General features: G+C 38.4%; 23 protein-coding genes and 1 tRNA gene. 14 read left to right on the top strand and 10 right to left on the bottom strand.

The window, feature by feature from the left end; genetic code table 11:
• Window positions 1–218: 218 nt before the first annotated feature.
• On the bottom strand, window positions 219–2,507 hold the full coding sequence (locus LC048_RS14900; protein ID WP_226600241.1) for a UvrD-helicase domain-containing protein: 2,289 nt from the start codon (window positions 2,505–2,507) through the stop codon (window positions 219–221).
• Between the two features lie 205 nt (window positions 2,508–2,712).
• On the opposite strand from LC048_RS14900, the gene LC048_RS14895 reads away from it, so the two are divergent.
• Window positions 2,713–3,045 carry a hypothetical protein gene (locus tag LC048_RS14895; RefSeq protein ID WP_226600242.1) on the top strand — a complete coding sequence of 111 codons (333 nt, stop codon included), beginning with the start codon at window positions 2,713–2,715 and terminating at the stop codon, window positions 3,043–3,045.
• A gap of 68 nt (window positions 3,046–3,113) precedes the next feature.
• Here LC048_RS14895 and LC048_RS14890 read toward each other — a convergent pair whose 3' ends face one another.
• From LC048_RS14890 to LC048_RS14880, 3 genes are all read right to left on the bottom strand, one after another.
• A complete protein-coding gene (locus tag LC048_RS14890) occupies window positions 3,114–3,539 on the bottom strand; it encodes a GNAT family N-acetyltransferase (RefSeq protein WP_226600243.1) in 426 nt (141 codons plus the stop codon).
• A gap of 6 nt (window positions 3,540–3,545) precedes the next feature.
• The gene (locus LC048_RS14885; RefSeq protein WP_226600244.1) at window positions 3,546–4,055 is read right to left on the bottom strand and encodes a YjcG family protein; all 510 of its coding nucleotides are present in this window, start codon (window positions 4,053–4,055) and stop codon (window positions 3,546–3,548) included.
• A 114-nt stretch (window positions 4,056–4,169) separates the two neighbouring features.
• Window positions 4,170–4,895 (bottom strand): alpha/beta hydrolase, encoded by a 726-nt coding sequence (locus LC048_RS14880; RefSeq protein ID WP_226600245.1) that lies wholly within the window; start codon window positions 4,893–4,895, stop codon window positions 4,170–4,172.
• A 323-nt stretch (window positions 4,896–5,218) separates the two neighbouring features.
• Between LC048_RS14880 and LC048_RS14875 the strand changes: the two genes are divergently transcribed.
• The 3 genes from LC048_RS14875 (at window position 5,219) to LC048_RS14865 (ending at window position 8,888) form a co-directional block, all read left to right on the top strand.
• Complete coding sequence (locus LC048_RS14875; RefSeq protein ID WP_226600246.1) at window positions 5,219–6,217, top strand: TAXI family TRAP transporter solute-binding subunit; 999 nt, start codon at window positions 5,219–5,221, stop codon at window positions 6,215–6,217.
• Between the two features lie 192 nt (window positions 6,218–6,409).
• On the top strand, window positions 6,410–6,943 hold the full coding sequence (locus tag LC048_RS14870) for a DUF1850 domain-containing protein (protein ID WP_226600247.1): 534 nt from the start codon (window positions 6,410–6,412) through the stop codon (window positions 6,941–6,943).
• A 4-nt stretch (window positions 6,944–6,947) separates the two neighbouring features.
• A complete protein-coding gene (locus LC048_RS14865) occupies window positions 6,948–8,888 on the top strand; it encodes a TRAP transporter permease (protein WP_226600388.1) in 1,941 nt (646 codons plus the stop codon).
• 38 nt (window positions 8,889–8,926) lie between these two features.
• Here LC048_RS14865 and LC048_RS14860 read toward each other — a convergent pair whose 3' ends face one another.
• On the bottom strand, window positions 8,927–9,148 hold the full coding sequence (locus tag LC048_RS14860) for a hypothetical protein (protein WP_226600248.1): 222 nt from the start codon (window positions 9,146–9,148) through the stop codon (window positions 8,927–8,929).
• Window positions 9,149–9,275: 127 nt separating this feature from the next.
• Here LC048_RS14860 and LC048_RS14855 point away from each other — a divergent pair, with 127 nt between their 5' ends.
• From LC048_RS14855 to LC048_RS14845, 3 genes are all read left to right on the top strand, one after another.
• The gene (locus tag LC048_RS14855) at window positions 9,276–9,893 is read left to right on the top strand and encodes an NUDIX hydrolase (RefSeq protein ID WP_226600249.1); all 618 of its coding nucleotides are present in this window, start codon (window positions 9,276–9,278) and stop codon (window positions 9,891–9,893) included.
• Between the two features lie 95 nt (window positions 9,894–9,988).
• A tRNA-Val gene (locus tag LC048_RS14850) sits at window positions 9,989–10,061 on the top strand.
• A gap of 128 nt (window positions 10,062–10,189) precedes the next feature.
• Window positions 10,190–11,272: a tyrosine-type recombinase/integrase gene (locus tag LC048_RS14845; RefSeq protein ID WP_226600250.1), complete on the top strand. Its 1,083-nt coding sequence runs from the start codon at window positions 10,190–10,192 to the stop codon at window positions 11,270–11,272.
• Window positions 11,273–11,316: 44 nt separating this feature from the next.
• Here LC048_RS14845 and LC048_RS14840 read toward each other — a convergent pair whose 3' ends face one another.
• The 3 genes from LC048_RS14840 to LC048_RS14830 all read right to left on the bottom strand — a co-directional run bounded on the left by LC048_RS14840 (window position 11,317) and on the right by LC048_RS14830 (window position 12,643).
• Complete coding sequence (locus LC048_RS14840; RefSeq protein WP_226600251.1) at window positions 11,317–11,958, bottom strand: hypothetical protein; 642 nt, start codon at window positions 11,956–11,958, stop codon at window positions 11,317–11,319.
• Between the two features lie 146 nt (window positions 11,959–12,104).
• Window positions 12,105–12,338, bottom strand: coding sequence for a hypothetical protein (locus LC048_RS14835; protein WP_226600252.1), 234 nt, complete (start codon window positions 12,336–12,338; stop codon window positions 12,105–12,107).
• 116 nt (window positions 12,339–12,454) lie between these two features.
• Window positions 12,455–12,643, bottom strand: coding sequence for a hypothetical protein (locus tag LC048_RS14830; RefSeq protein WP_226600253.1), 189 nt, complete (start codon window positions 12,641–12,643; stop codon window positions 12,455–12,457).
• A 558-nt stretch (window positions 12,644–13,201) separates the two neighbouring features.
• Here LC048_RS14830 and LC048_RS14825 point away from each other — a divergent pair.
• On the top strand, window positions 13,202–14,191 hold the full coding sequence (locus LC048_RS14825; protein WP_226600254.1) for a restriction endonuclease: 990 nt from the start codon (window positions 13,202–13,204) through the stop codon (window positions 14,189–14,191).
• A 44-nt stretch (window positions 14,192–14,235) separates the two neighbouring features.
• Here the strand turns inward: LC048_RS14825 and LC048_RS14820 are convergent, their stop codons facing one another.
• Window positions 14,236–14,553, bottom strand: a complete 318-nt coding sequence (locus tag LC048_RS14820; protein ID WP_226600255.1) for a hypothetical protein — start codon at window positions 14,551–14,553, stop codon at window positions 14,236–14,238.
• Between the two features lie 92 nt (window positions 14,554–14,645).
• Between LC048_RS14820 and LC048_RS14815 the strand changes: the two genes are divergently transcribed.
• Window positions 14,646–15,317 (top strand): hypothetical protein, encoded by a 672-nt coding sequence (locus LC048_RS14815; protein ID WP_226600256.1) that lies wholly within the window; start codon window positions 14,646–14,648, stop codon window positions 15,315–15,317.
• A 141-nt stretch (window positions 15,318–15,458) separates the two neighbouring features.
• Here the strand turns inward: LC048_RS14815 and LC048_RS14810 are convergent, their stop codons facing one another.
• Window positions 15,459–15,722, bottom strand: a complete 264-nt coding sequence (locus LC048_RS14810; protein ID WP_226600257.1) for a hypothetical protein — start codon at window positions 15,720–15,722, stop codon at window positions 15,459–15,461.
• A gap of 308 nt (window positions 15,723–16,030) precedes the next feature.
• On the opposite strand from LC048_RS14810, the gene LC048_RS14805 reads away from it, so the two are divergent.
• The 5 genes from LC048_RS14805 to LC048_RS14785 all read left to right on the top strand — a co-directional run bounded on the left by LC048_RS14805 (window position 16,031) and on the right by LC048_RS14785 (window position 20,625).
• Window positions 16,031–16,195, top strand: coding sequence for a DUF5659 domain-containing protein (locus LC048_RS14805; RefSeq protein ID WP_226600258.1), 165 nt, complete (start codon window positions 16,031–16,033; stop codon window positions 16,193–16,195).
• Between the two features lie 46 nt (window positions 16,196–16,241).
• Window positions 16,242–17,090 (top strand): replication initiator protein A, encoded by an 849-nt coding sequence (locus LC048_RS14800; protein WP_226600259.1) that lies wholly within the window; start codon window positions 16,242–16,244, stop codon window positions 17,088–17,090.
• A 234-nt stretch (window positions 17,091–17,324) separates the two neighbouring features.
• The gene (locus tag LC048_RS14795) at window positions 17,325–17,711 is read left to right on the top strand and encodes an HNH endonuclease (RefSeq protein WP_226600260.1); all 387 of its coding nucleotides are present in this window, start codon (window positions 17,325–17,327) and stop codon (window positions 17,709–17,711) included.
• A 564-nt stretch (window positions 17,712–18,275) separates the two neighbouring features.
• On the top strand, window positions 18,276–18,737 hold the full coding sequence (locus tag LC048_RS14790) for an NUMOD1 domain-containing DNA-binding protein (protein ID WP_226600261.1): 462 nt from the start codon (window positions 18,276–18,278) through the stop codon (window positions 18,735–18,737).
• An 835-nt stretch (window positions 18,738–19,572) separates the two neighbouring features.
• Window positions 19,573–20,625 carry a DUF2515 domain-containing protein gene (locus LC048_RS14785; protein ID WP_306047989.1) on the top strand — a complete coding sequence of 351 codons (1,053 nt, stop codon included), beginning with the start codon at window positions 19,573–19,575 and terminating at the stop codon, window positions 20,623–20,625.
• Window positions 20,626–20,627 lie beyond the last annotated feature (2 nt).

Below are 20,627 nucleotides of genomic sequence, written 5' to 3'. Positions count from 1 at the left end.
AGGACCTGAGTTATATCCCCAGGTCCTGGTTTGGTATTTTTCTCTTGTCTAGCAATTTCAAAGTTATTAAGTTGTGGAGAACTCTATGAAGTTTTTTGATCCAGCTCCAGCGCCTAGCCCCTCGAGTCGCTTCGGTCCGCCCAATGAAGTCAAAGAACGACTTCTCTGGTCGGCCCTCCAGCGCTTGTCGGGGCTGGACAAGGCGCTTGCGCTTTTTGTTATTTTATATTGGATAAAAAACGGGATGGATTAGCTTTTCTTCCACGCCTTCTTTGTGGAACGGAAATGAATAAGTTCTTTTCTGCCCTTGTTACCGCCACATATAGAAGCCGGCGTTCTTCTTCGAGAGGCTGGAGGTCTCCATTGCGATAGGCATCCAAAGCGTAATCATGAGGGATGCTTCCGTCGACGGTACCAATTATATAGACAATTCCATATTCTAACCCTTTGGCTCGATGAATGGTGCTTAATGTGATGGCATCAGTCAGTTTCCTGCTGCTCCGTTTGATTTCAGCGTTCATGGCTGTCATATGGTCAGCATGCTCGATGAATTCTCCGATGGTTTTAAAATTGCGTGCTGCTACTTTTAAATCCCGGATGTCGTCTGATCCCTTTTCAAGCTGGTTTCCTTCATTTCCGCGCTTTTTGATAAAGTCTTGATATCCAAGATCCTTTTCGACGGTATCAATTGCCGCTATCGGTGACAGGGAAGCCAGAGAGCGTACAATCGGTATGAGCTTTTTCAGCTTTTGCTCTTGGAAGGCAAAGCCCGTTTTCACATGGGTAAGTGCTTCAAGCATGGAACAATCGTTCAGGATGCTATTCGCCTGTAAATCCCGGAAAATCGTCTGCTTTAAAAATAGTGATGGCAGAATGTTTTTGATAGCCTCTGAGTCGTCAGGATTCATGCTCAGCCTCAGGAAAGACAGCATTCCTTTGACGATGAAACGCTCGTAGAAGGATTCGATATCCTGATCAAGACGGAAGGGCAAGCTTGAGTTTGCCAGCCTCTCGAATACTGCACGACTGGCTGCATTCGTCCGGAACAGGATGGCAAAATCACCGGGACGTTTTCCTTGTTGGATCCGTTCTTTTATATCTGTCAGAATCATCGTTGCTTCTTCTTCTTCATCGAAGGGATGGAGGATTACCGGCGGACGTTCACCGGAAAATTGAGCGCTCATTTCCTTTTCATGACGGGTGAGATTGGCAGAAATTAATGTGTTCGCTGTCTCGACAATCTCATGAGGCGAACGGTAATTTTGGTTTAGAATGATTGTTTTCGTATGTTTAAAATCTGTCTTAAAGTTAAACAGGTAGGCAGGGTCACTGCCTCGGAAGGAATAGATTGACTGGTCGTCATCGCCGACAGCGCAAACATTTCCATTCTTTTCAGAGAGCATTCTCATAAGTTCATATTGAACTTTATTAATATCCTGGAACTCATCTATTAAAAAATAGTTAAAACGATTTTGATAGTTTACCAGTATTTCAGGTTTTTCCTTAAAAAGCTTATAACAGCCGAGAAGCATGTCATCAAAGTCGAATAGTCTTTGCCTGTCTTTAGCAGATTCATAGTCTTTATACAGCAAAGCCACCTTTTCTTCCCATGGGGAATCTGGCTTAACTTCGTGTGGCATGATCATCGTGTTTTTCCATAAACCGATTTGCTGAAGTGCCAGGTCATAGGCAAACTCTTTTTCATCCAGCTGGAGCTTTCGTCCAGCCTCCTTTAAAATCTGTTCCCGCTGCCATTCTTTCTTCAGCAGCTTGTCAGAAGACCATTTTTCACGTTCATGAAAACAAAGGATTCGATAGAAAATACTATGGAAGGTGCCAGCAATCAGCTGGTTAACCTTAGCTGGGGACATTCCCGGGTAAAGGGCAATCCGTTTCTTCATTTCAGCGGCAGCCTTTGCTGTAAAGGTAACAAGCATGATAGAACCTGGATCGATTTTCTTTTCTTCCATCATGAACGCGGTTCTCGCTGTCAGCACTCTCGTCTTTCCACTCCCGGCACCCGCTAAAATCAACAATGGCCCTTCTGTTAAAACTACAGCCTTCTCCTGGTTGCCATCAAAATGGATGCCGGCTTCTTTAAGCTGTTTTAAATAATTCAACTTAAGCCCAGGCTTAGCCGGTGGATGAGGATTAAAAGGTGAAGGAATCTTTACTTCCCGCGGGAATATGAATTTTTCCTCTCTATCTGCTTCAGCCGTAATGGAACGGGCCTTCGGGATCCGGAAACCATTTCGTTCGATATATTCACCTTCCCCGGAAGGTTGAACGGAAGGGGAGAATTCATTTTGCTCACTGCAATCTCCTTTTGCGGTGAGGTGATGATAGAAATGGGGCGTGTCCTTTATGCCGAGGTAAAGGCGGACAGGACTGCCGCATACACTGCAAGTAAGCATCCCTCTTTTTCCGTCATCATAAAGCTTTTGAAAATCCGCACGATTATAATGTTCGAGGCTTATTATCTGTTGATTATACATGGCTGTTTTCATGTTATCCCTCATCTCCGACCAAAAATAGCACAATCTCTATCATAGCAGAATAAGATTTTTAACAAAAGGTGTTTTCGCTATCCATATTTACTTTGTGGATAACGCGGGAAAATTATAAAATTAGCAGTTTAATACGGTCATAAACAGGGAAATGCAATAGAAGAATATAGTAAGAAATAAATAATTATACTTGGGGGATACCAAAATGGGATACATTCTTCCAGTGACAAATTATCAATATATACAATATGCTGAGCGTGAAATAGGGACAGATTATGATCCTTTCCAGATTAATAAAATTGCAAGGATCCGTAAAGAAGATCCTGTAGAACAGGGGCAGGAACAACAAGAGCAAGCCGTTGCACCAATGCAAAAGCGGAAAGACCATCAGCCTGTGGCTAGAATGCAGCTGGCGGCCTCTGATATAAGCTTTTCTAATATGGATCGGGTTTATAAAAAGAAGGTAAATCCTTCAGTGGTCAGCCAGGCATATGCTGAATTAACAGGAAAAGGAAGGCACTACAGCGAGTCAATCTAAACTCAGCTGTGGTGCCTTTTTGTTATTCAAAAAAACTCCACTCATATAAGAATGGAGTTTCAGTAAATTTAAATGGATTTTTTCATCGTTTTATGTGGGATACCAGCATCCATGAATTCTTCTGATACCGTTACATATCCTAGCCTGGAGTAAAAGGGGATGGCATGTGTTTGTGCGTTCAATTTCAAGGTTGAGATGCCTTGTGACTTGGCATATTCCTCGATTTTATTCATGACCGCAACTCCAGCACCTGTTTTGCGGTTCTCCTTTAAAACACAAATCCGTTCTACCTTGCCGATTCCATCCAGTACACGGAATCTCCCTGCACCAGCTGCTTTGAGGTTATTATCATATAATACAAAATGAACAGAATCCGATTCGAATTGATCTAGTTCTTCTTCTTCCGGTACATTTTGTTCATGAATGAATACTGACTTACGTACTTCGAATGCATCTGCTAATTCTTGATCGTTGTTTACAATTTTCACTTCCACGATAGATTATTCCTTTCCGAGCCTGAATGTTTCATATACCGTCCACGATCCATTATCCAACTGGTATAATAGGTGGATTCTGTCGGCGGTATCCTCAAATTGCACTTTTGTCATTCTCAATGAACCATAAACGTCGGAATGTTCATCGTCAGACATTTTCTGCCCGATAGTGATATGAGGTACAAAGTTATACTCTTGATTACCGTCAAAGGTTGCATTTAGTTCATTATGAAGATTTTCCAAGTCTTCAGGTGATTCAATCTTTAAGTAGATTACATTGTTAACGGGCTTAAAGGAACCAATCTTAGTGACCTTGATGTTGACTGGTCTGAAATTCCTGGCGATTGAATCGAGTTTATTCGCGATTTCCTTGATTTCTTCCTCCGTTGCTTCAAAGGAGGACTTTAAAGTTACGTGAGGCGGGATTAACGCATAGTGCGGATCGTAACGACGTCTCATTGAATTTGCAAAATCCTGGATTTTCTTCGATGGAAAAATGACAATACCGAATTTCATCTGAGATACCCCCGTTTCATTAGTGTGATGCCTAGCGATTTTCTGAAAACCTATATTATGATTTACCATTCATTATAACAAATTTTCTAAATAGATAATATAAAGAAGCCTGGATTAGGAAAACACATGTCTAAATGCCCGCTTGAGGTCTGGCTGCCAATGGGTCCATGTATGATTTCCCTCGAACTCATTGTAAAAATAGCCATATCCCCGTTCCTTAAAAATCCTCGACAGCTCCCTGTTCGGCGTTAAAAAGTCCTTGCTATTAGAAGAAGTCGTTTTTACGACTGTTTCTTGCTCGCCAACCGTATGATAAATTTGGAGCAATTCAGGTTGCCGGAAGTCTTTCACAGCCGTGAAAACATCCTCGTTAACATAAGGTGATTGAAGAAGCACTTTTCCAAATGTGTGCGGATACTGGAGCGCGGCAAGCAAGGAAACTGTAGCTGCGAGTGAATCACCAATCAATGCACGGCCCATGCCCATTTGGTAGGTAGGATATTGTTCATCTAAATAAGGAACAAGCTCATGAGCCAGAAAACGAATATAGGCTTGGTGCTGTTCTCCATTTGGATGGTACTTTCGCCGTCTATCCTCGACGGATGCATATGGTATTCCCACGATGATGACGTTTTCAATTTCCTTTTTGCCAAGGAGCTCATCAGCAATCCTTCCAATCCTGCCGAGTTGGAAATAGTCCCGCCCATCCTGTGCGATAAGTAATGAATATTTATATAAGGGAGAATAGTTGGCAGGCAAGTATACCAGCATAAGCACTTCTTCCCCGAGTTCCTTGCTTTGAAGTTTGATTTCTTCTATTTTGCCCATTGGAAAATCCATTAATTTACCTCCAAATCAATTCTTTTGCATTTGACTATCTAACAACAAAGGATGTATAGATTTCTTCGAAAAGTGTATAGCTTCAGTGCCTGGACCCGTCCTGCACTTCACTGGCAGGCCCTCCAGCGCTTGTCGGGGCTGAAGAAGGAACTTACGCTTTTCTTATCAACATGATTTTAGCATATGTATTTTGAAAAATCTTTTATGGCAATCTAAGTCTATCGGGTAAGAAGGATAGTTAGTAAGTAACATGTTTGACAATCGTGTGAAGTCTTATGTTAAGATTATGTTGAACAATTCTATTTCTATAAGGGGGAATTCTGATGAAAAAAAGAAAGTTTCTTTTATTCACTGCATTAATGCTGGTTCTTTCAATGGTACTAGCTGCATGTGGTAGCAGCGACTCTAAAGAAGAGGGCGGCGGAGAAGGAAAATCAGAAGATATGCCAAAATACATGAGCATCCTTACTGGTGGTACAGGTGGTACATACTTCCCGTTGGGCGGATCATTTGCCAAAATTGTCTCGGATGCTACTGGAGTCAGCACGAATGCTGAAACTACAGGAGCTTCTGCAGAAAACATGCAGAGCATTAAAGACAATAAAGGTGAAATCGCCTTCACACAAACTGACATCGCTTCCTATGCAACTGAAGGAAAGTTAATGTTCGATGGAAACAAAATCGAAAATATCAAGGCGATCGGAACATTGTATCCTGAGACAATTCAAATCGTCACTACAGAAAAATCAGGAATCAAATCAGTAGAAGACCTAAAAGGCAAGAAGGTCTCAATCGGTGCACCAGGTTCTGGTACGGCAGCGAATGCTGAACAAATCCTTGAAGTCTACGGTCTTTCACTGGATGATATCGAAAAGCAGGACTTGAGCTTTGATGAATCAGTAAACGGTATAAAAGATGGAAACATCGATGCTGCTTTCGTTACTGCTGGAACACCTACAGCTGCTGTTGAAGAGCTTTCTGCAACGGAAAAGGTAGTTATTGTTCCGGTTGACGCTGACAAAGCTGAAGAGCTTATTGAAAAGTATCCTTACTATGCGAAAGAAGTAGTACCTTCTGGAACATACAAACTTGATTCAGAAGTGCCGACAGTGGCAGTTCTAGCGATGCTTGTGGTAAAAGCTGACCTTTCTGATGATCTTGTATATGACATCACTAAGTCAATTTTTGAGAACCTTGATCAGGTTACACACGCAAAAGCTAAGCAAATCAAGCCGGAAAATGCACTTAACGGTGTTGGAATTGAAGTTCATCCAGGTGCTCAGAAGTACTATGATGAAAAAGGCATTAAGGCAGCTCAGTAATAGGTTGAACATGGCCGGACAATGTCCTGAAAGGATATTGTCCGGTCAATTCATCTTTTTCACAAAAAGTAGAATAAGACCACTATATGGGTGAAAACCCGGGCAGGATAGACCGAACTTCCAACCGGTCTATTTTTTACTGTTATAAAGAAAGTACTCCATCGGAGACATTGGACAGGCGAGGCTAGTGATATGAATTTAAACTGGATTAAATCAAAAATCTTCGTTCTGTTAACCCTCATCATTTTTTTTGCAATTATCTTAATCAATATCCCTTACAAACAAGCTCTTGTTTTTCAAGCCCCTGAAAGTAATGATATACTCTGCTATGTACCGATTCAGACAGGGGGAGTCTTTAAAATAAAGTATAAGCATTCAATTCATCTGTCAGATGTAATTGAAAGCTACAAAGTTACCGATAACCATAAGATCAGTCAATACGAACTGGAGTATGAGGATTTTGCTATCGGTATGCCATCGGAAGTTGCAGATGGAGAGAACTTTGAAATGAAGGATGGAAAGTACTATATTACGAATATGAACAGGGAATTTTCACACTTTGATCTGAGGCTTGGCCAGGTCCGTGCAAATCACACCCTGATTTATGAAAATTTAACATACCCGTTGTCGAAGGCGATTGAACCTGGTACAAGGGTACGGATAAAGATTGAGAAAATTAGTATATTGGAGCAATTGGAAGGAGTGAATATCCTTGACGACAAATGAAGAAATGGTATCTCAAGAAAAACAACAAGAGCTTTTGGAAAAATATGATCCGGAGGCTGCAACTAGAAAATTGGCTGGCAAGATGGGATGGATTGTTTTCTTCGGACTGCTGGCTTTCTCAGTATTCCAGCTGTACACATCCATATTTGGTGTCCTGACTGCCCAACTCCAGCGTTCCATTCACTTGGGATTCGCTCTCGCGCTTATTTTCTTACTGTTTCCAGCTAGGAAGAAGAATCTTAAGGTGAAAAAGGTTGCATGGTACGACCTGTTATTGGCACTGATTGCTATAGCTGTTGGAGCTTATTGGCCAGTTATGATTGATGAACTCGTTAACCGTGTCGGCCGATTGACACCGGTGGATTTCTACATTGGTATTGCGGCTATCCTCTTGGTGCTGGAAGCGACACGAAGGACGGTTGGCTTGCCGATCATGATTATTGCCGCTATATTCATGGCATATGCTCTTTTTGGACCTTATATGCCAGGGTTTTTGGCACACAGGGGTCTAGACCTGGAATCTCTAGTCCAGACGATGTTCTTTACTACTGAGGGCATTCTCGGAACTCCTTTGGGTGTTTCATCAACATTCATCTTTCTATTCTTATTGTTCGGTGCCTTCCTGGTAAAAACAGGTGTAGGTCAATATTTCAACGATCTCGCTGTAGCCGTTGCAGGAAAAAGTACTGGAGGACCAGCAAAGGTTGCGATTTTTTCGAGCGCCCTTCAAGGAACAATCAGTGGAAGCTCAGTGGCTAACGTTGTGACATCAGGTTCGTTTACGATTCCGATGATGAAAAAACTTGGCTACAGGAAAGAATTCGCTGGTGCCGTAGAAGCAGCGGCATCAACAGGAGGACAGCTAATGCCTCCAATCATGGGAGCGGCAGCGTTCCTGATGGTTGAATTCATCGGTGGCGGAATCACTTACTGGGAAATTGCCAAGGCAGCTACAATTCCAGCGTTGTTATATTTCTCTGGTATATGGATTATGACTCATTTTGAAGCAAAAAGGATCGGCCTGCGAGGTTTATCTGATGAAGAAATGCCTGACAGAAAAGAAGTCCTTAAAAAGATTTATCTTCTATTGCCAATCCTGATTGTTATTCTTTTGATGGTAAGCGGAATGAGTATCATGCGTGCGGCCTTATGGTCGATTCTTTCCACAATTGTCGTTAGTGCTTTCAGCAAAGAGACGAGAATCGGTTTCAAGGATGCGATTGATGCACTTGTCGATGGAGCGCGGACTGCTCTTGGAGTGGCGGCAGCTACAGCTGCGGCAGGTATCATTGTTGGGGTAGTTACTAAGACTGGACTTGGATTGAAACTTGCAAATGGCTTGCTTGATCTTTCTGGTGGCTACTTGATTCCTACTTTGATGTTGACAATGGTTGCTGCCATTGTTTTAGGAATGGGTTCGCCAACCACGGCTAACTATGTTATCACATCAACAATTGCTGCACCAGCGATTATTTTACTTGGTGTACCGGATTTATCAGCTCACTTGTTTGTTTTCTATTTTGGCATTATTGCCGATATCACGCCTCCAGTTGCTCTTGCAGCATTTGCGGCGGCCGGAGTTTCTGGTGGAGAACCACTGCGTACCGGTATAAATTCGGCCAAGCTCGCGATAGCGGCATTTATCATACCATATATGTTCGTGTTATCTCCTCAACTTCTAATGATCAATACAACATGGACAGAACTAATATGGGTGGTATTCTCGGCCATTTCTGGTATGCTGGCGATTGGAGCAGGGGTCATTGGTTATTGGTTAAGGAAATTGCAATGGTGGGAAAGAGTGCTCGGAATAGTAGGAGGTATTATGCTGATTTATCCAGAAGGAATGTCGGATATAATCGGTCTTGGTCTTTTTGTCCTTCTAGTTGCACTTCAGTTGCTAATTAAAGATAAAGATTCAGTGAAGCCAAAACCAGCAAACTAATGTACGGGAAAAGGAGTCCTTTTAAAGGGCTTCTTTTTTTAGCCTGATTTAAGCAGTTTGCGTCTGTCGGGCATAACAGAAAGTATGTTTTCCTTTTTGAACAGGCGATCTGCCCTTCGGAGAAAACAGTAAGCTTTAAAATAATGATCATGCATTTCCTTTACGATAATCCGGCGATGTGTAAATTGGTTATTAGCTGCAAGATAAATCATCTCGACAGTAAGCTTTTCCTGAAATGATCTTTCTAGAAGGGCATTCATACGCTCTCACTCCTTTATTTTCTATTTATATTATACCCGAACATTCGTTCTTTATTCAATTATTTTTAGAGCATTTGTTCGTAAAAATTAGAAGGGTTTTATGGTATTATTTAGAAGGGGGTGTATCATGGAAAATGAAATGCTTAAGGTGTTTGATCAACAAGGTAATTGTATTGGTACTGCTACAAGGTCTGAAGTTCATAAATCAGGACATTGGCATGAAACCTTTCATTGCTGGTTTACTGAGAGGATAGACAATGAAGAGTTTCTTTTCTTCCAAGTCCGTAGTTCAACAAAAAAAGATTATCCTAAGTTGTTGGATATTACGGCAGCAGGACATATTCTTGCTGATGAAAGTCCTGTGGATGGCTTAAGAGAAGTGAAGGAGGAACTTGGAATTGAATTGGCTATGGAGGATTTGCATTCGTTAGGGGTTATAAAAGATTCATTGAAATGCCCAGATTTAATCGACAATGAATTATGCCATGTTTATTTGTATGATCAACCTCAACCCTTCGATCATTACAGGCTGCAAAGAGAAGAAGTCTCCGGTATCATGATGGCAAGCCTGACTGAATTTGAGAACTTATGGTTTAGGCAGGTCGAGCAAATAAAAGTGAAAGGTTTTCTAATGAGTGTGAATGATGAAAAAGAATCACACAGCATGCTTGTGTCCAAAAGAGATTTTGTCCCACATGAAGATACATATATCGAAAGTGTAATTAAGGCAATAAAAAAATTATAGAATAGCGTATTTATGTATGGAAATTATATTGACATTCCTACTAATCCAGTATATATTAGTAAATGTCCTCACTACGTTTGGGACAATATTAGAACGATTCCTTAGCTCAGCTGGGAGAGCGCTACCTTGACAGGGTAGAGGTCGCTGGTTCGAACCCAGTAGGAATCATACATTGTAACACCAACGTTGATGTATCAACGTTTCAAACAAAAGTTGAGTTGGGAACAACTCAAACTTTGAGTGAAACACTCCGTTATTCTGTTAATTCAAATTGCAGAATGAGGGAGTGTTTTTCTTTGTCATTGAATTTTTTTGAAGAACGACCAAAAGTAGCAAAACGACAACAGCACAAACGAATCGCCAATAAAGTGGTTAAAAAGGAAAAATTCAAATCCATTTTTGAACGATTCATCGAACACAAACAAAAGCAAAATTTAAGGCCAGGCACATTAAACAAATTTGTTATTGTTTACAAAAGCATTGAGAAGTATCATGCTACTGTGAGTAATCGCCCGTTGTATCTTGAAAACATCACCACTGATTTTATCAGTGACTATGCTTATTGGTTGAAATTTGATTGTATTAAATTTGAAGGGCACAAATATACACCAGAACATGCCCAGACTCCAGGAATGTCAGATGCTACAGTGGAGACGAGGATAATAAATTTAAAAACGTTTATTAATTGGTGCATGAAAGAAAATTTGATTCAGGTGAACCCATTTGACAGGTACGAAGGATTTAAAAAAGATGCTCAAGAAATTGACATTTTAACCCGTGAGGAACTGAATAATTTGCTCAAGGTCGCTAAGTCGCACTCGAACAAAAGTTTCAAGCAATATAGGGACTATGTTCTGTTGCATTTACTTATTGATGGAATGTTCAGGATAACGGAAGCTTTGACGCTGGCACCGTCAGATATAGATCATGTGAACAAATCTATTATCGTTCGGTCTAACAACGCTAAATCACGCAAAGCTCGCACCGTACCATTAAGTAATAAAACATATCGCTTGCTGGTTCAACTTCTTGAAGAAAATGAAGCATTTGAAGGCGAAGTGGACGATATAATATTTTTATCGTTAAGCGGTAGAATGTTAAGCAAAAACAATGTATTAAGAGATTTAAGGAAATATGCAAAAGAAGCAAAAATTGAAAAACGCTTTTATCTGCATTTAATCCGTCACAGTGCTGCTACGCATTATTTAGAAACTGGTGATATTGAATCCCTAAGAAAAATCCTTGGGCACAGCGACCTGAGAACTGTGCTGATATATGCTCACATGGCTGACAATACAGTTCAAGAAAAGCATGCCAATCATGGGTTTTTTGGGAAAGAAAATATCACCAGTAGAAAACGTGATAATAAACGTAAATAATTTTGAAACGGACACTGCCGGCTTAGTGTCCGTTCTTTTATTTGTTAATAGTTCAATTCAGGTTCGACTGAGTCATTGGTCGTTTCATCAATCGCAGCTGCTATTTCTCCAGATGATTCATTTAATTCAGCAACAGCGATTTCCAATTTAGGAACAACTAAGCGCAATTTTTCAATATCATCAATAGTGGATTTCAAAAAATCTCCGCCTATTCCGAAATGTTCATCAGAAATTGCATTAGCAACTGACATTTGATTTGCCATATAAAGTTTGCGTCCTAATTCCCTTCCTTTTTCCAGCAACTCTTCAAATTCTTTCTGAAGACTATTTAAATTGCTGTCAGGAAGTGCTACGACATTTTCAACCTTTTTCTTTTTCGTTTTTTTAGGAGCAGTTGTTCTCTTCTTCTTAGCATGAGTGGGAAGTTCCACAACTTTCGTCTTTTTCACTGGGTCGGCAGTGAATTTTGTTTCAAGAACTTTCACTTCGCCAGTTATATTAATTTTTGCTACATTTTCCTCCAACACAAATACCGCACGACCGAAGCCTGAACCTTTCCTTAAAGGTGCTCCGATGTCCTGCGCTTTAATAATTTTTCTCATTTTCCATACTGACACATCAAATAATTTTGCTAAATCAGCAACTTTGTAATAAACTTTTCCTTCAAAAATAACTCGATTAATCATAATTAAAAACCCCTTTTAATGTTAGTTTTTAATTATGGAATTGGGGTGAGTGCTCATAATTATTGCCGAGTACCCTTATGTAATTATCTGTATGTTAGCACAATTGTCGAAATTTGTCTAATAAAAAACAGCACCTTAAGGCACTGTCATTTATCCTCGTAATATTCGATTCTTTGCTTTTGCATTTCTTCAAGCTTTGGAGCAATCCGTTCCTGTTCTGAATCTAGAATCAGTATCTTATCCCAAAACAGATAAGCATACAAAGCAATCATGAATATGACCCAAAGAGTGAAAACAAAATGTTTAAATGCTTTCATCATATTCTTTCCCTGATAATTTTGCCATGTCCTTTCTGAGTTGTGGCGAATCTTCAAATACATATACTTGAAATCTCCTATCGTCACGATTACGCATTGAGTGACAGAAGTTGTGACCCAAGCGAATTAAATCCATTGCCATAGATTTCTTATAAACGTTCTTTTTTGGTGTGTCCATATCAGTTCCGCTCCAGTTTGATGTAGGTATTAATCCTTTCTGAAAGCGTATAAAAATATGAAGCTTTTTTATAATCCTTCAGATAATCACATGTGATTGCTATATCATAAACTGCTTTCTTGAGCCTATGTAATTCTTCGATGGTCATTGAGCGTTTACATTGTTCAAACATTCCTTCATAATCTTTCATTTCTTCATCAACTCCCTTAAATTTGTAATTCTTGATTATTATAAGAAAGCAAATTTGTGGTGTAAGGAGACAAAGAGGGAAGGAGGCACGAAGCCGAGTTTAAATATAAATTCGCATGAAAAAGGTGTCTCAAGTTTCACGAGACACCTTTGTGCCTATCTCGACAAATACGAATATACATCAAGTGAATATGGTATTCACTAGAGTCCTCCGACAATATATATTATGTAAACAGTGCCTAACAAGCAACTTTGATACTAATGGATTCCTAAAGTGCATGAATTTCTGTTATATACAAATTTCATACATTGTTGATTCTACAAGGTTTCTGTGAAGGGAATACACTTTATTTCCCAAAATAATTGCATAAAAGATGGGGAAGGGTTCTGTACGGCAGACTAGCCCGGCCCCTCGCCAAGAAAAAACATGTTAAGAAGGAAGAGACCAAGTAGACATCTGTTAGCACAGAATGTACCTATTGGACTTTTTGGTGAGAAAAAAGTAAATTTTAACATTTTTAGTCCTAATAGATGGTAAAATTATCAAGGGGTGATAAAAGTGTCTTCGTATTATCGAAATCGAAATTATAAAAAGAAAAGTAGTAAAAATAAACCACTTAATCGCAAATTACAACTATTCTGCACTAAGCATGGTGAGCTAGTGGGATATACTTCATCAGATAAAATAGTAATATATGAATCTTTTAATCCCTCTAAAAATATAATCGAATTAAAGTGTTTTAAATGTCTAGATGAACAAATTCAAGCGGAAAAGGAACGTTTTTCTGCAATTTATAGTGAAGCAGATATTCAAGGATATAAATTGTATGGCAGGAGAGCAAAAATTTATGAGTATATCGGAAACACTCTGATATTCACAGGTTTTTTCGGATATTTTTATTTCATGAATTTATTTGGTTGGTTAGGAGCATTAATTCCCACCGGTTTGTTGTTTGTATTGAGTTTTATAATAATTAATAATAGTGAGCGTATTCAAAAACAATATATTGACTACCGTGATAAAAATACTAAAGGTTTGAATTATATACTTCCCGCATGGCAAGAAGTCCAACAAGAAGCTAAATTTGTATATAAGTGGCGATTGGAACAGGCGAGAATTAAAAAGGAGAGGATAAATTATTCATTTGAAGAAATTGATAAAATGACAGGTGTACAATTTGAAAACTTTGTAAAAGTTTTGCTTGAAAAACTGGGATATGAAAATGTTCAAGTCACAAAAGCTTCAGGAGATGAAGGTGTAGATATCCTCGCATACAGAAATGGTAAGAAAATTGCTGTTCAATGTAAGCGATACAGCAGTAAACTAACGAATAGTGCCATTCAAGAGGTTTTTTCAGGTAAACACTTTTATAACTGCCAGGAAGCGTATGTTATAACCAATTCCTACTTTACTGAAAATGCACAAATATTGGCGAAGAAACATAAAGTTGAATTGATTGACCGAGATCGTTTGTTTGATTTAGTGGAGAGTGTAAATGGGAGTAGCAATAATAACAGTTTAGAACATCAAATTGAGTTTAATTTATAGGCAACATAATAAAAACCACCAGCATGTTTGACTGGTGGTTTACTTTATCTTTTAACAATTTTATTGCAACCTTTTGGATATTTAGAGCAACCATAAAATTTGCCATAAGGTCCTTCTCTGGGCACCATTCTTTCTCCGCAATCACAAATAGGATATTTAGACCGCTCCTCTTCCAATGCTTGCATTCTCTTTCTATATTCTCCTACTTCCTCAAGGGTGTACATATCAGTTCCTTTGCCATACCGATATAACTCCTTTCCACATTTGCAATGTAACGTTTCCCCGTCGTCTTTAAATGGCAATTTAAAATGGTTTAAATAATATTCTCTTTTACATTCAGGACAACTTATATCGCTCATCATGATTCCTCCTCAATTCCAATATTCTACAATTTTTTTAAATCTCCTGCTGAACGAAATGGTATAATGTAGAAAAATGCAGGGAGAGAATGTTAATGAATTTGACCTTTAACCAAGCAATTGTTTTTCTACCTTTAGCTACTGCAATTATCACATTTATTCTTACTTCTTTGTTTACAATGTATAAAGACAAAAGAACCAATAATTTCACCAAAAGAATGTTTTTCGAGTACGCTGAATTTGAATTGAAATATCCGTTCGATGAAACTAATTTACGGCATGGTGAAGGTAAAGTATTGTTAGGGGAAAACGGAAAAAAATTGCACCGCCACACTCAACTACATGGAAAATCAGTTTTTACTTTTTTTGTACTGAAAAATGTAACGAGCAACGATGCTATCAATGTTCACATCAAATTTTCATTCAGTGACAGAGGCGGCAAGAAAGGTGCAATTCCTAAACAACTGATTACAGAATACTTTAGTTTGCCAGTTTGGAGAAACACTGACACTCTTTATATTCCGGTTACGATATACAATAATTCGTCAAGCAACTTTTCCACCAATGAAGAACTGGTAATTAGTTATAACACAACTACTTTTGAGAAATTCAAATACCTTTATGTTAGACAAGCAGATGGAACTTACAAAGAACAACTTAAGAAAAGGTATTTTGGTTTCCTATGGATAACCAAATTGAATTATGAACGAGCGGATTTCTTTACGTTTGCTAATGTAAGAAAAGCGGACAAGAAACTGGAACAATAAAAAGGAACAAAAACAAGAGCATAATTCATAGACAAATCAAAAGGAAGGGTATTAATGCCCTTCCTTTCATATTTCTTGGTTTATTCAGATGCGGAACATCCCCCGCGGCGGTTCTTCCGCTTTCTGTAAGAAACATTGTTTTTAGTCTAACGGATACTGTGTAATTCCTCGCAACCTTAACTCGATTTGCTCAACCAACTCATAATCAATTAGTTTCATTTTTTCCAACAATGCAAAGGCATGCTCCTCTTCGATTAATCGGGCTACTTGACCTATATCATCAAACAATCCGATCTCGAAAAACAATTCAAGCGAGGTAATGGCAAGTTCATCGCTTTTGTGTTCTTCATCATAAAAAACTTTCAATAGTAGTCTAATACCTTGCTGAATTAATTCATCTCTCATTTCATCAACCTCCTAAAAATTTACAATACTTGAATATTATCAATTATCCTAAAACTGCTGACAATCTTTTCTAACTAACCTCATTTTGAGTATAGATGACTATGGCTGTCCTCAATTTGAGTCAGGTTGTGTCCTCATTTTGAGGCACAAATAAAAACATTAAATAAAAACATATAGAAATTCGCTCCGCTCATTTCTGCGGTTTCTTCCCTGTTGGGAAGATGGTTAAAAAATTTATAAATTAACCTAACAACCTGAAAAATCACAATACAATACGTATTGTAATTGAACATCGGAGGAGGATTTATATGTCAGTGAAAAGGATTTTCAACAAGGATATTGCAATTTATTTAATTCGTATGGGATATGAACCTGTTGATTTTGAGCGACACCATAACAATAAAACAATCATATTCCTTTTTGAAAATACCGAGCAATTAAATAAAGATTTCAAAGCGTGTTTATCGTTTTAACCGCTTTCAATCTCCATACCAAACAAACATTCCAAAGGAGAAAACAATGAAGAAGAACTACATCACAAAAGAGTATATTGAAATGCTCAGGGACAGAAACAAAGAAACAGGGTTATACTATGCAACTCCTAAAGTTATCTGCAAAGGCGACAAATACCGTAAAGCATTGAAACCTGTTGAAAAGTTACTCTATCAAGAAATGTATGACCTCGCAATGAAAGCGGCATACAAGGGGCAAGTAGATACTAAAGGAAATGTATATGTAAAGGTGTCATATAGTTTTCTTGCTGTTGCTGTTGGAGTTGACCCTTCCACAATAGACAGGGCAATTGGCGAAGATAAGAATTTGTTCAGGACAGGATTGCTTGCCTTTAAGAAAAAAGGGACTAAATCGGAGCATGAATATTATGTAATGGCACCCAAGTATATCGGAGAGGATAAAAGCTTGCTGTCCATTGACCAAGTGACTTGGGAAATGCTACAAGACGTTAGAAAGTTCGCCAGGCGGAAGAATCCTAATCGAACCTTTAATCTTGAAGTGGAAAATAAAATACTTGAGGATGAACGGAAAGCGGATACTGCATTGAATAAAGCAGAGTATGACCTTAATCGCCCTGAATATCCTGATATGAATGAACCGTCTATGGTAGAACCTAAACCCAAACCCAAACCTTCAAGCGAATATATTGACCTCATGAAGCGAATCAAGAAACTTGGTATTATTTATCATAAGCACAAACAAGAAACGAAGTTGATTCCTATTGCGGAGAAACATTTTGGTGTTGGAGGCAAGATTACTTTAGCGACTGAAGCGGATCTACAAAAGATGATATTGACATACAAGGATATGGTTTCTACAGCAATATCATTGGGAATTGTGAAAAAGAAAAAATAATACATTCAGATTAAGGACTGGTTCACCATTGAGTGGACCTTTCTTCGTATATATTCTACGCATACAACTGCTTGTCGTTTAGTGAATGATAATCATTGATGAACATTCCTATTAACTTTGGTGCTAAACGTCACACTGATACGAGCAAATGGTCAGAAGTATATTGATTAAATACCTGATAAAAGATGAATCTGCCTATATATACAATAACGACAAAACAAGGAGACGAACCGTATGCCAAGAATGAGAATATGTGTGTGTGGGAAATTGATTCAAGAATATGAGAAGTGTACATTCTGCCAAAAACAGCGACAACAAAAACCAAAGGGTGAAATTGAACGTAACAAGGTATTGACCACTACCAAGTGGAGGAAGTTTCGGAAAAGAATCATCGAGCGTGACGGTGGGTACTGTCAGCGCTGTTTAATTAAATTCAACATGGTAGTTACTTCAAACCTTCAAGTTCATCATATAAAGCCACGTATCAAATTTCCTGACCTTACGTTTGTAGAGTCAAACTGCGTGACTTTATGTGCCTTGTGCAATCAACAACTAGGAACAAGGGAGCAACTTGACTTTGCTTTTGAAGCGAAAGAAATAGAAAGAGAATATTTCCTATAGACCCCCCTAGGGGTCGTTTTTTTTGGGTAGGGGATTCCCAAGACTAAGGGGAGGTTGCCTCTCGAAAAAATCCAAATTCCCATAATTTAGATTTTGAACTTTCCCGCTCCCCCTACCTACTTTTTCCTTTAATTTTTGTTCGATTTTTAATGCGTTTTCCACAAAAAAATCCACAGCAATCCGCACCACTAATGGATTTTTCATTCCCAGTACTTTCCGAAGTGAAGTAAAAACTCATGAAAAAACTTGATTAATCAACGAGAATTAATGAAAAAATGATAGCAAAAGTACCGAAAAATGATTAAAAAACTATGGAAAATTCACAGAAAATCGTCAAAAATGCTATGTTTCTGCAAGGTACAGTTGAAGGTGGTTATCACATAAAACAGAAATTTTACTGTATCTGCTCAATGGTCTGTATTGTTGAACAGAGAATCCCAAGGTCATTTGAAACGACCTTAGAATTGAATATTAATATTCAAAAAATAAATTTTTCCGATGACCTTACATTCATATTTTTCACAATAAAATACTGTTAAGTTATTGGAACGGAGAATGTGAAAAATGAATGCTAAAAAACACCCATTATACAGGCGTTGGTGGGCAATGATGGAACGTTGTTATAAACCAAATTACGCAACTTACAAATACTACGGAGGGAGAGATATTATTGTTCATGAAAGATGGCATAATTTCTGGAATTTCGTTGAGGACGTTGACAATCATTTGCTAAATGGTCATTTATTGTATAAAGGTCGAGAATGGCAACTCGATAAAGACAGCAAAGGCGGTAATATTTATTCGCTTGAAAATTGTGTGGTTATTTCCGCTGAAGAAAATCGTAAATTACAATATGAAAAGCAAGAGCGAGAAATTGTGGCATACAACGAAAATGAAGAAATTCATTTCAAATCTGTTTCTGAGGCAAGTCGTACTTTAGGGATTGAAAGACAAACAATTAATCATTGTTTAAAATACAGTTGGAAAAACAAAAAAACAAATTATCGTTTTAAATACGTTGATTAAAAATCTTGATGTACTGCACTCAATTCTGTATATTTACGTTAATAGAATAACGGAATTGTTGTTAAATCAACGTTTTATAAAACTTGTTTACGATTGGTTCCTTGACAGGGTAGAGGTCGCTGGTTCGAACCCAGTAGGAATCATACTAAAAAGCTTCAATCCTTTTAAAGGGTTGAAGCTTTTTTTGTTAATGGAAATTATGAAATTATTTAAGTGTGGCTAACTACATGTAGTTTTCTTAATCCAGCTCCAGTGCCTAGCCCCTCGAGACGCTTCGGTCCTGCCAATGAAGTCAAAGAACGACTTCACTGTCAGGCCCTCCAGCGCTTGTCGGGGCTTAACGAGGAGCTTGCGCTTTTTGTTCTTTCGTCGAATCGTTTATTCTCATATCAATTTTTGGTATTTGCTCGTTGCGCAAGACCTCAGTTGGTCTATGAAAAATCCGGGGGTGCAGGATTAAGTTTTGGCTTTGGCCAAACGAAGCAGCATTATGGACGTGCTGGAAGCCTTTCTGGTTATGCTTGATATCGAATTTATTTAACACGTTAAAACATCGTTTTCCCCGAAAAAAATTTGCACTCGAATTTCGGGGTTTGGTCGTCTTCAGGTTAAGGAACTAGAACCTGCAAACTGATGGAAATTTGATTACTGGCTCATTTATTTAATCTGAACGAAATAGAATGAAAAAGAAGTTATTTATCACCTTTTTATACTGGAATTATTTCTCTAAATCTTATGCAAATTGAAATAGGGGGGATGACAGATATTCTTTATTAATAGAAAAGGAAAGTCTCCTATTGAAGTGATCCAAGAAAACTTGCAAAGAAGGCAAAAAGTGAGTTTGGTTAAAAAACCAAAAGAGGAAGAGAGAAAAATCATTCTCGAGATAAAGAAGAAGACCGAAGAGCTAAATAAAAACAATATTACTAGAACAAAAGCATATCTTGATTTTTATAACAAGTACCCGGAAATCCACTGGGCATTGCTGGCTCATATGGTCTCGAGGAATGGTGGCTGGAGTATGACGGATTTAAGAGCTGAACTTTTAGCAAGGCTGATATCGGGCAGGGAAAAAGGCTCCTATTTCGCTTTCCTTGAACGAGGGAATTGGCTTATCTTCCAGGATGCCTATCCACAGCTGCTGCTTTATGAAGAAAGTCATAAAAGGGAAGAACCACTATTCAGGCTGCTTTCTCACTTAAATGTTTCCATCTTTGCCGAGACGATCTGGGATTATTATTGGAGCTCTTCCAATTCAACTTTGCTCACATTTGGACTGATTATTAATGAACAGAATTATATCGAAAATAGAGTCATCAAGAATCAGAAATATATCAAAGAAGTATTCAGTACCCTGGAGTTTGAAATCCAGGATTTATTATCCTTCAACCAAATTCTGTTCCCTTATAATGATTACGGTGTGACTAAATTGGCCGGACAGACAGTAAATCAATTCGAGTCAATGCATGAAAGAATCGAATTAGGAAAGAGACTTTATACTATCCTTTTTGATAAGGATGTTTTGAAAAAGGTGGAAGAATGGGACGTGGCTCACCCACATACGGGTTCACGAAAAGATTACTGGTCCCATATTTTTAATGATGTGCACGAAGGCATGCCTGGGCTCAAATATCAATTGAAATTGAATGCTTGCAAGCTTAAGTCCGGAGCAAGAAGAATTTATAGCCCGACACTTGAAAATGTATGGAAAAACGTTATACATCCGGAAGCTGAGATAGGCGAATGGTTTAGTGATTTTAAAGTATTGGAGTATCTTAGAGAGATAGAAGGACCATCAGTTGGCAATATTGAATATGATTACTGCCATACACTTGAAAAGCTGGAACTTGCTGCTTTTGCTAAGAAGATTATTTCTATATTTGATTAGCA

It is taken from the genome of Mesobacillus subterraneus, from assembly GCF_020524355.2.
Taxonomy (GTDB): Bacteria; Bacillota; Bacilli; order Bacillales; family Cytobacillaceae; genus Mesobacillus; species Mesobacillus subterraneus_C.
Note: the sequence above shows the minus strand (reverse complement) of the source record. Positions and strands in the feature narration are given on the sequence as shown.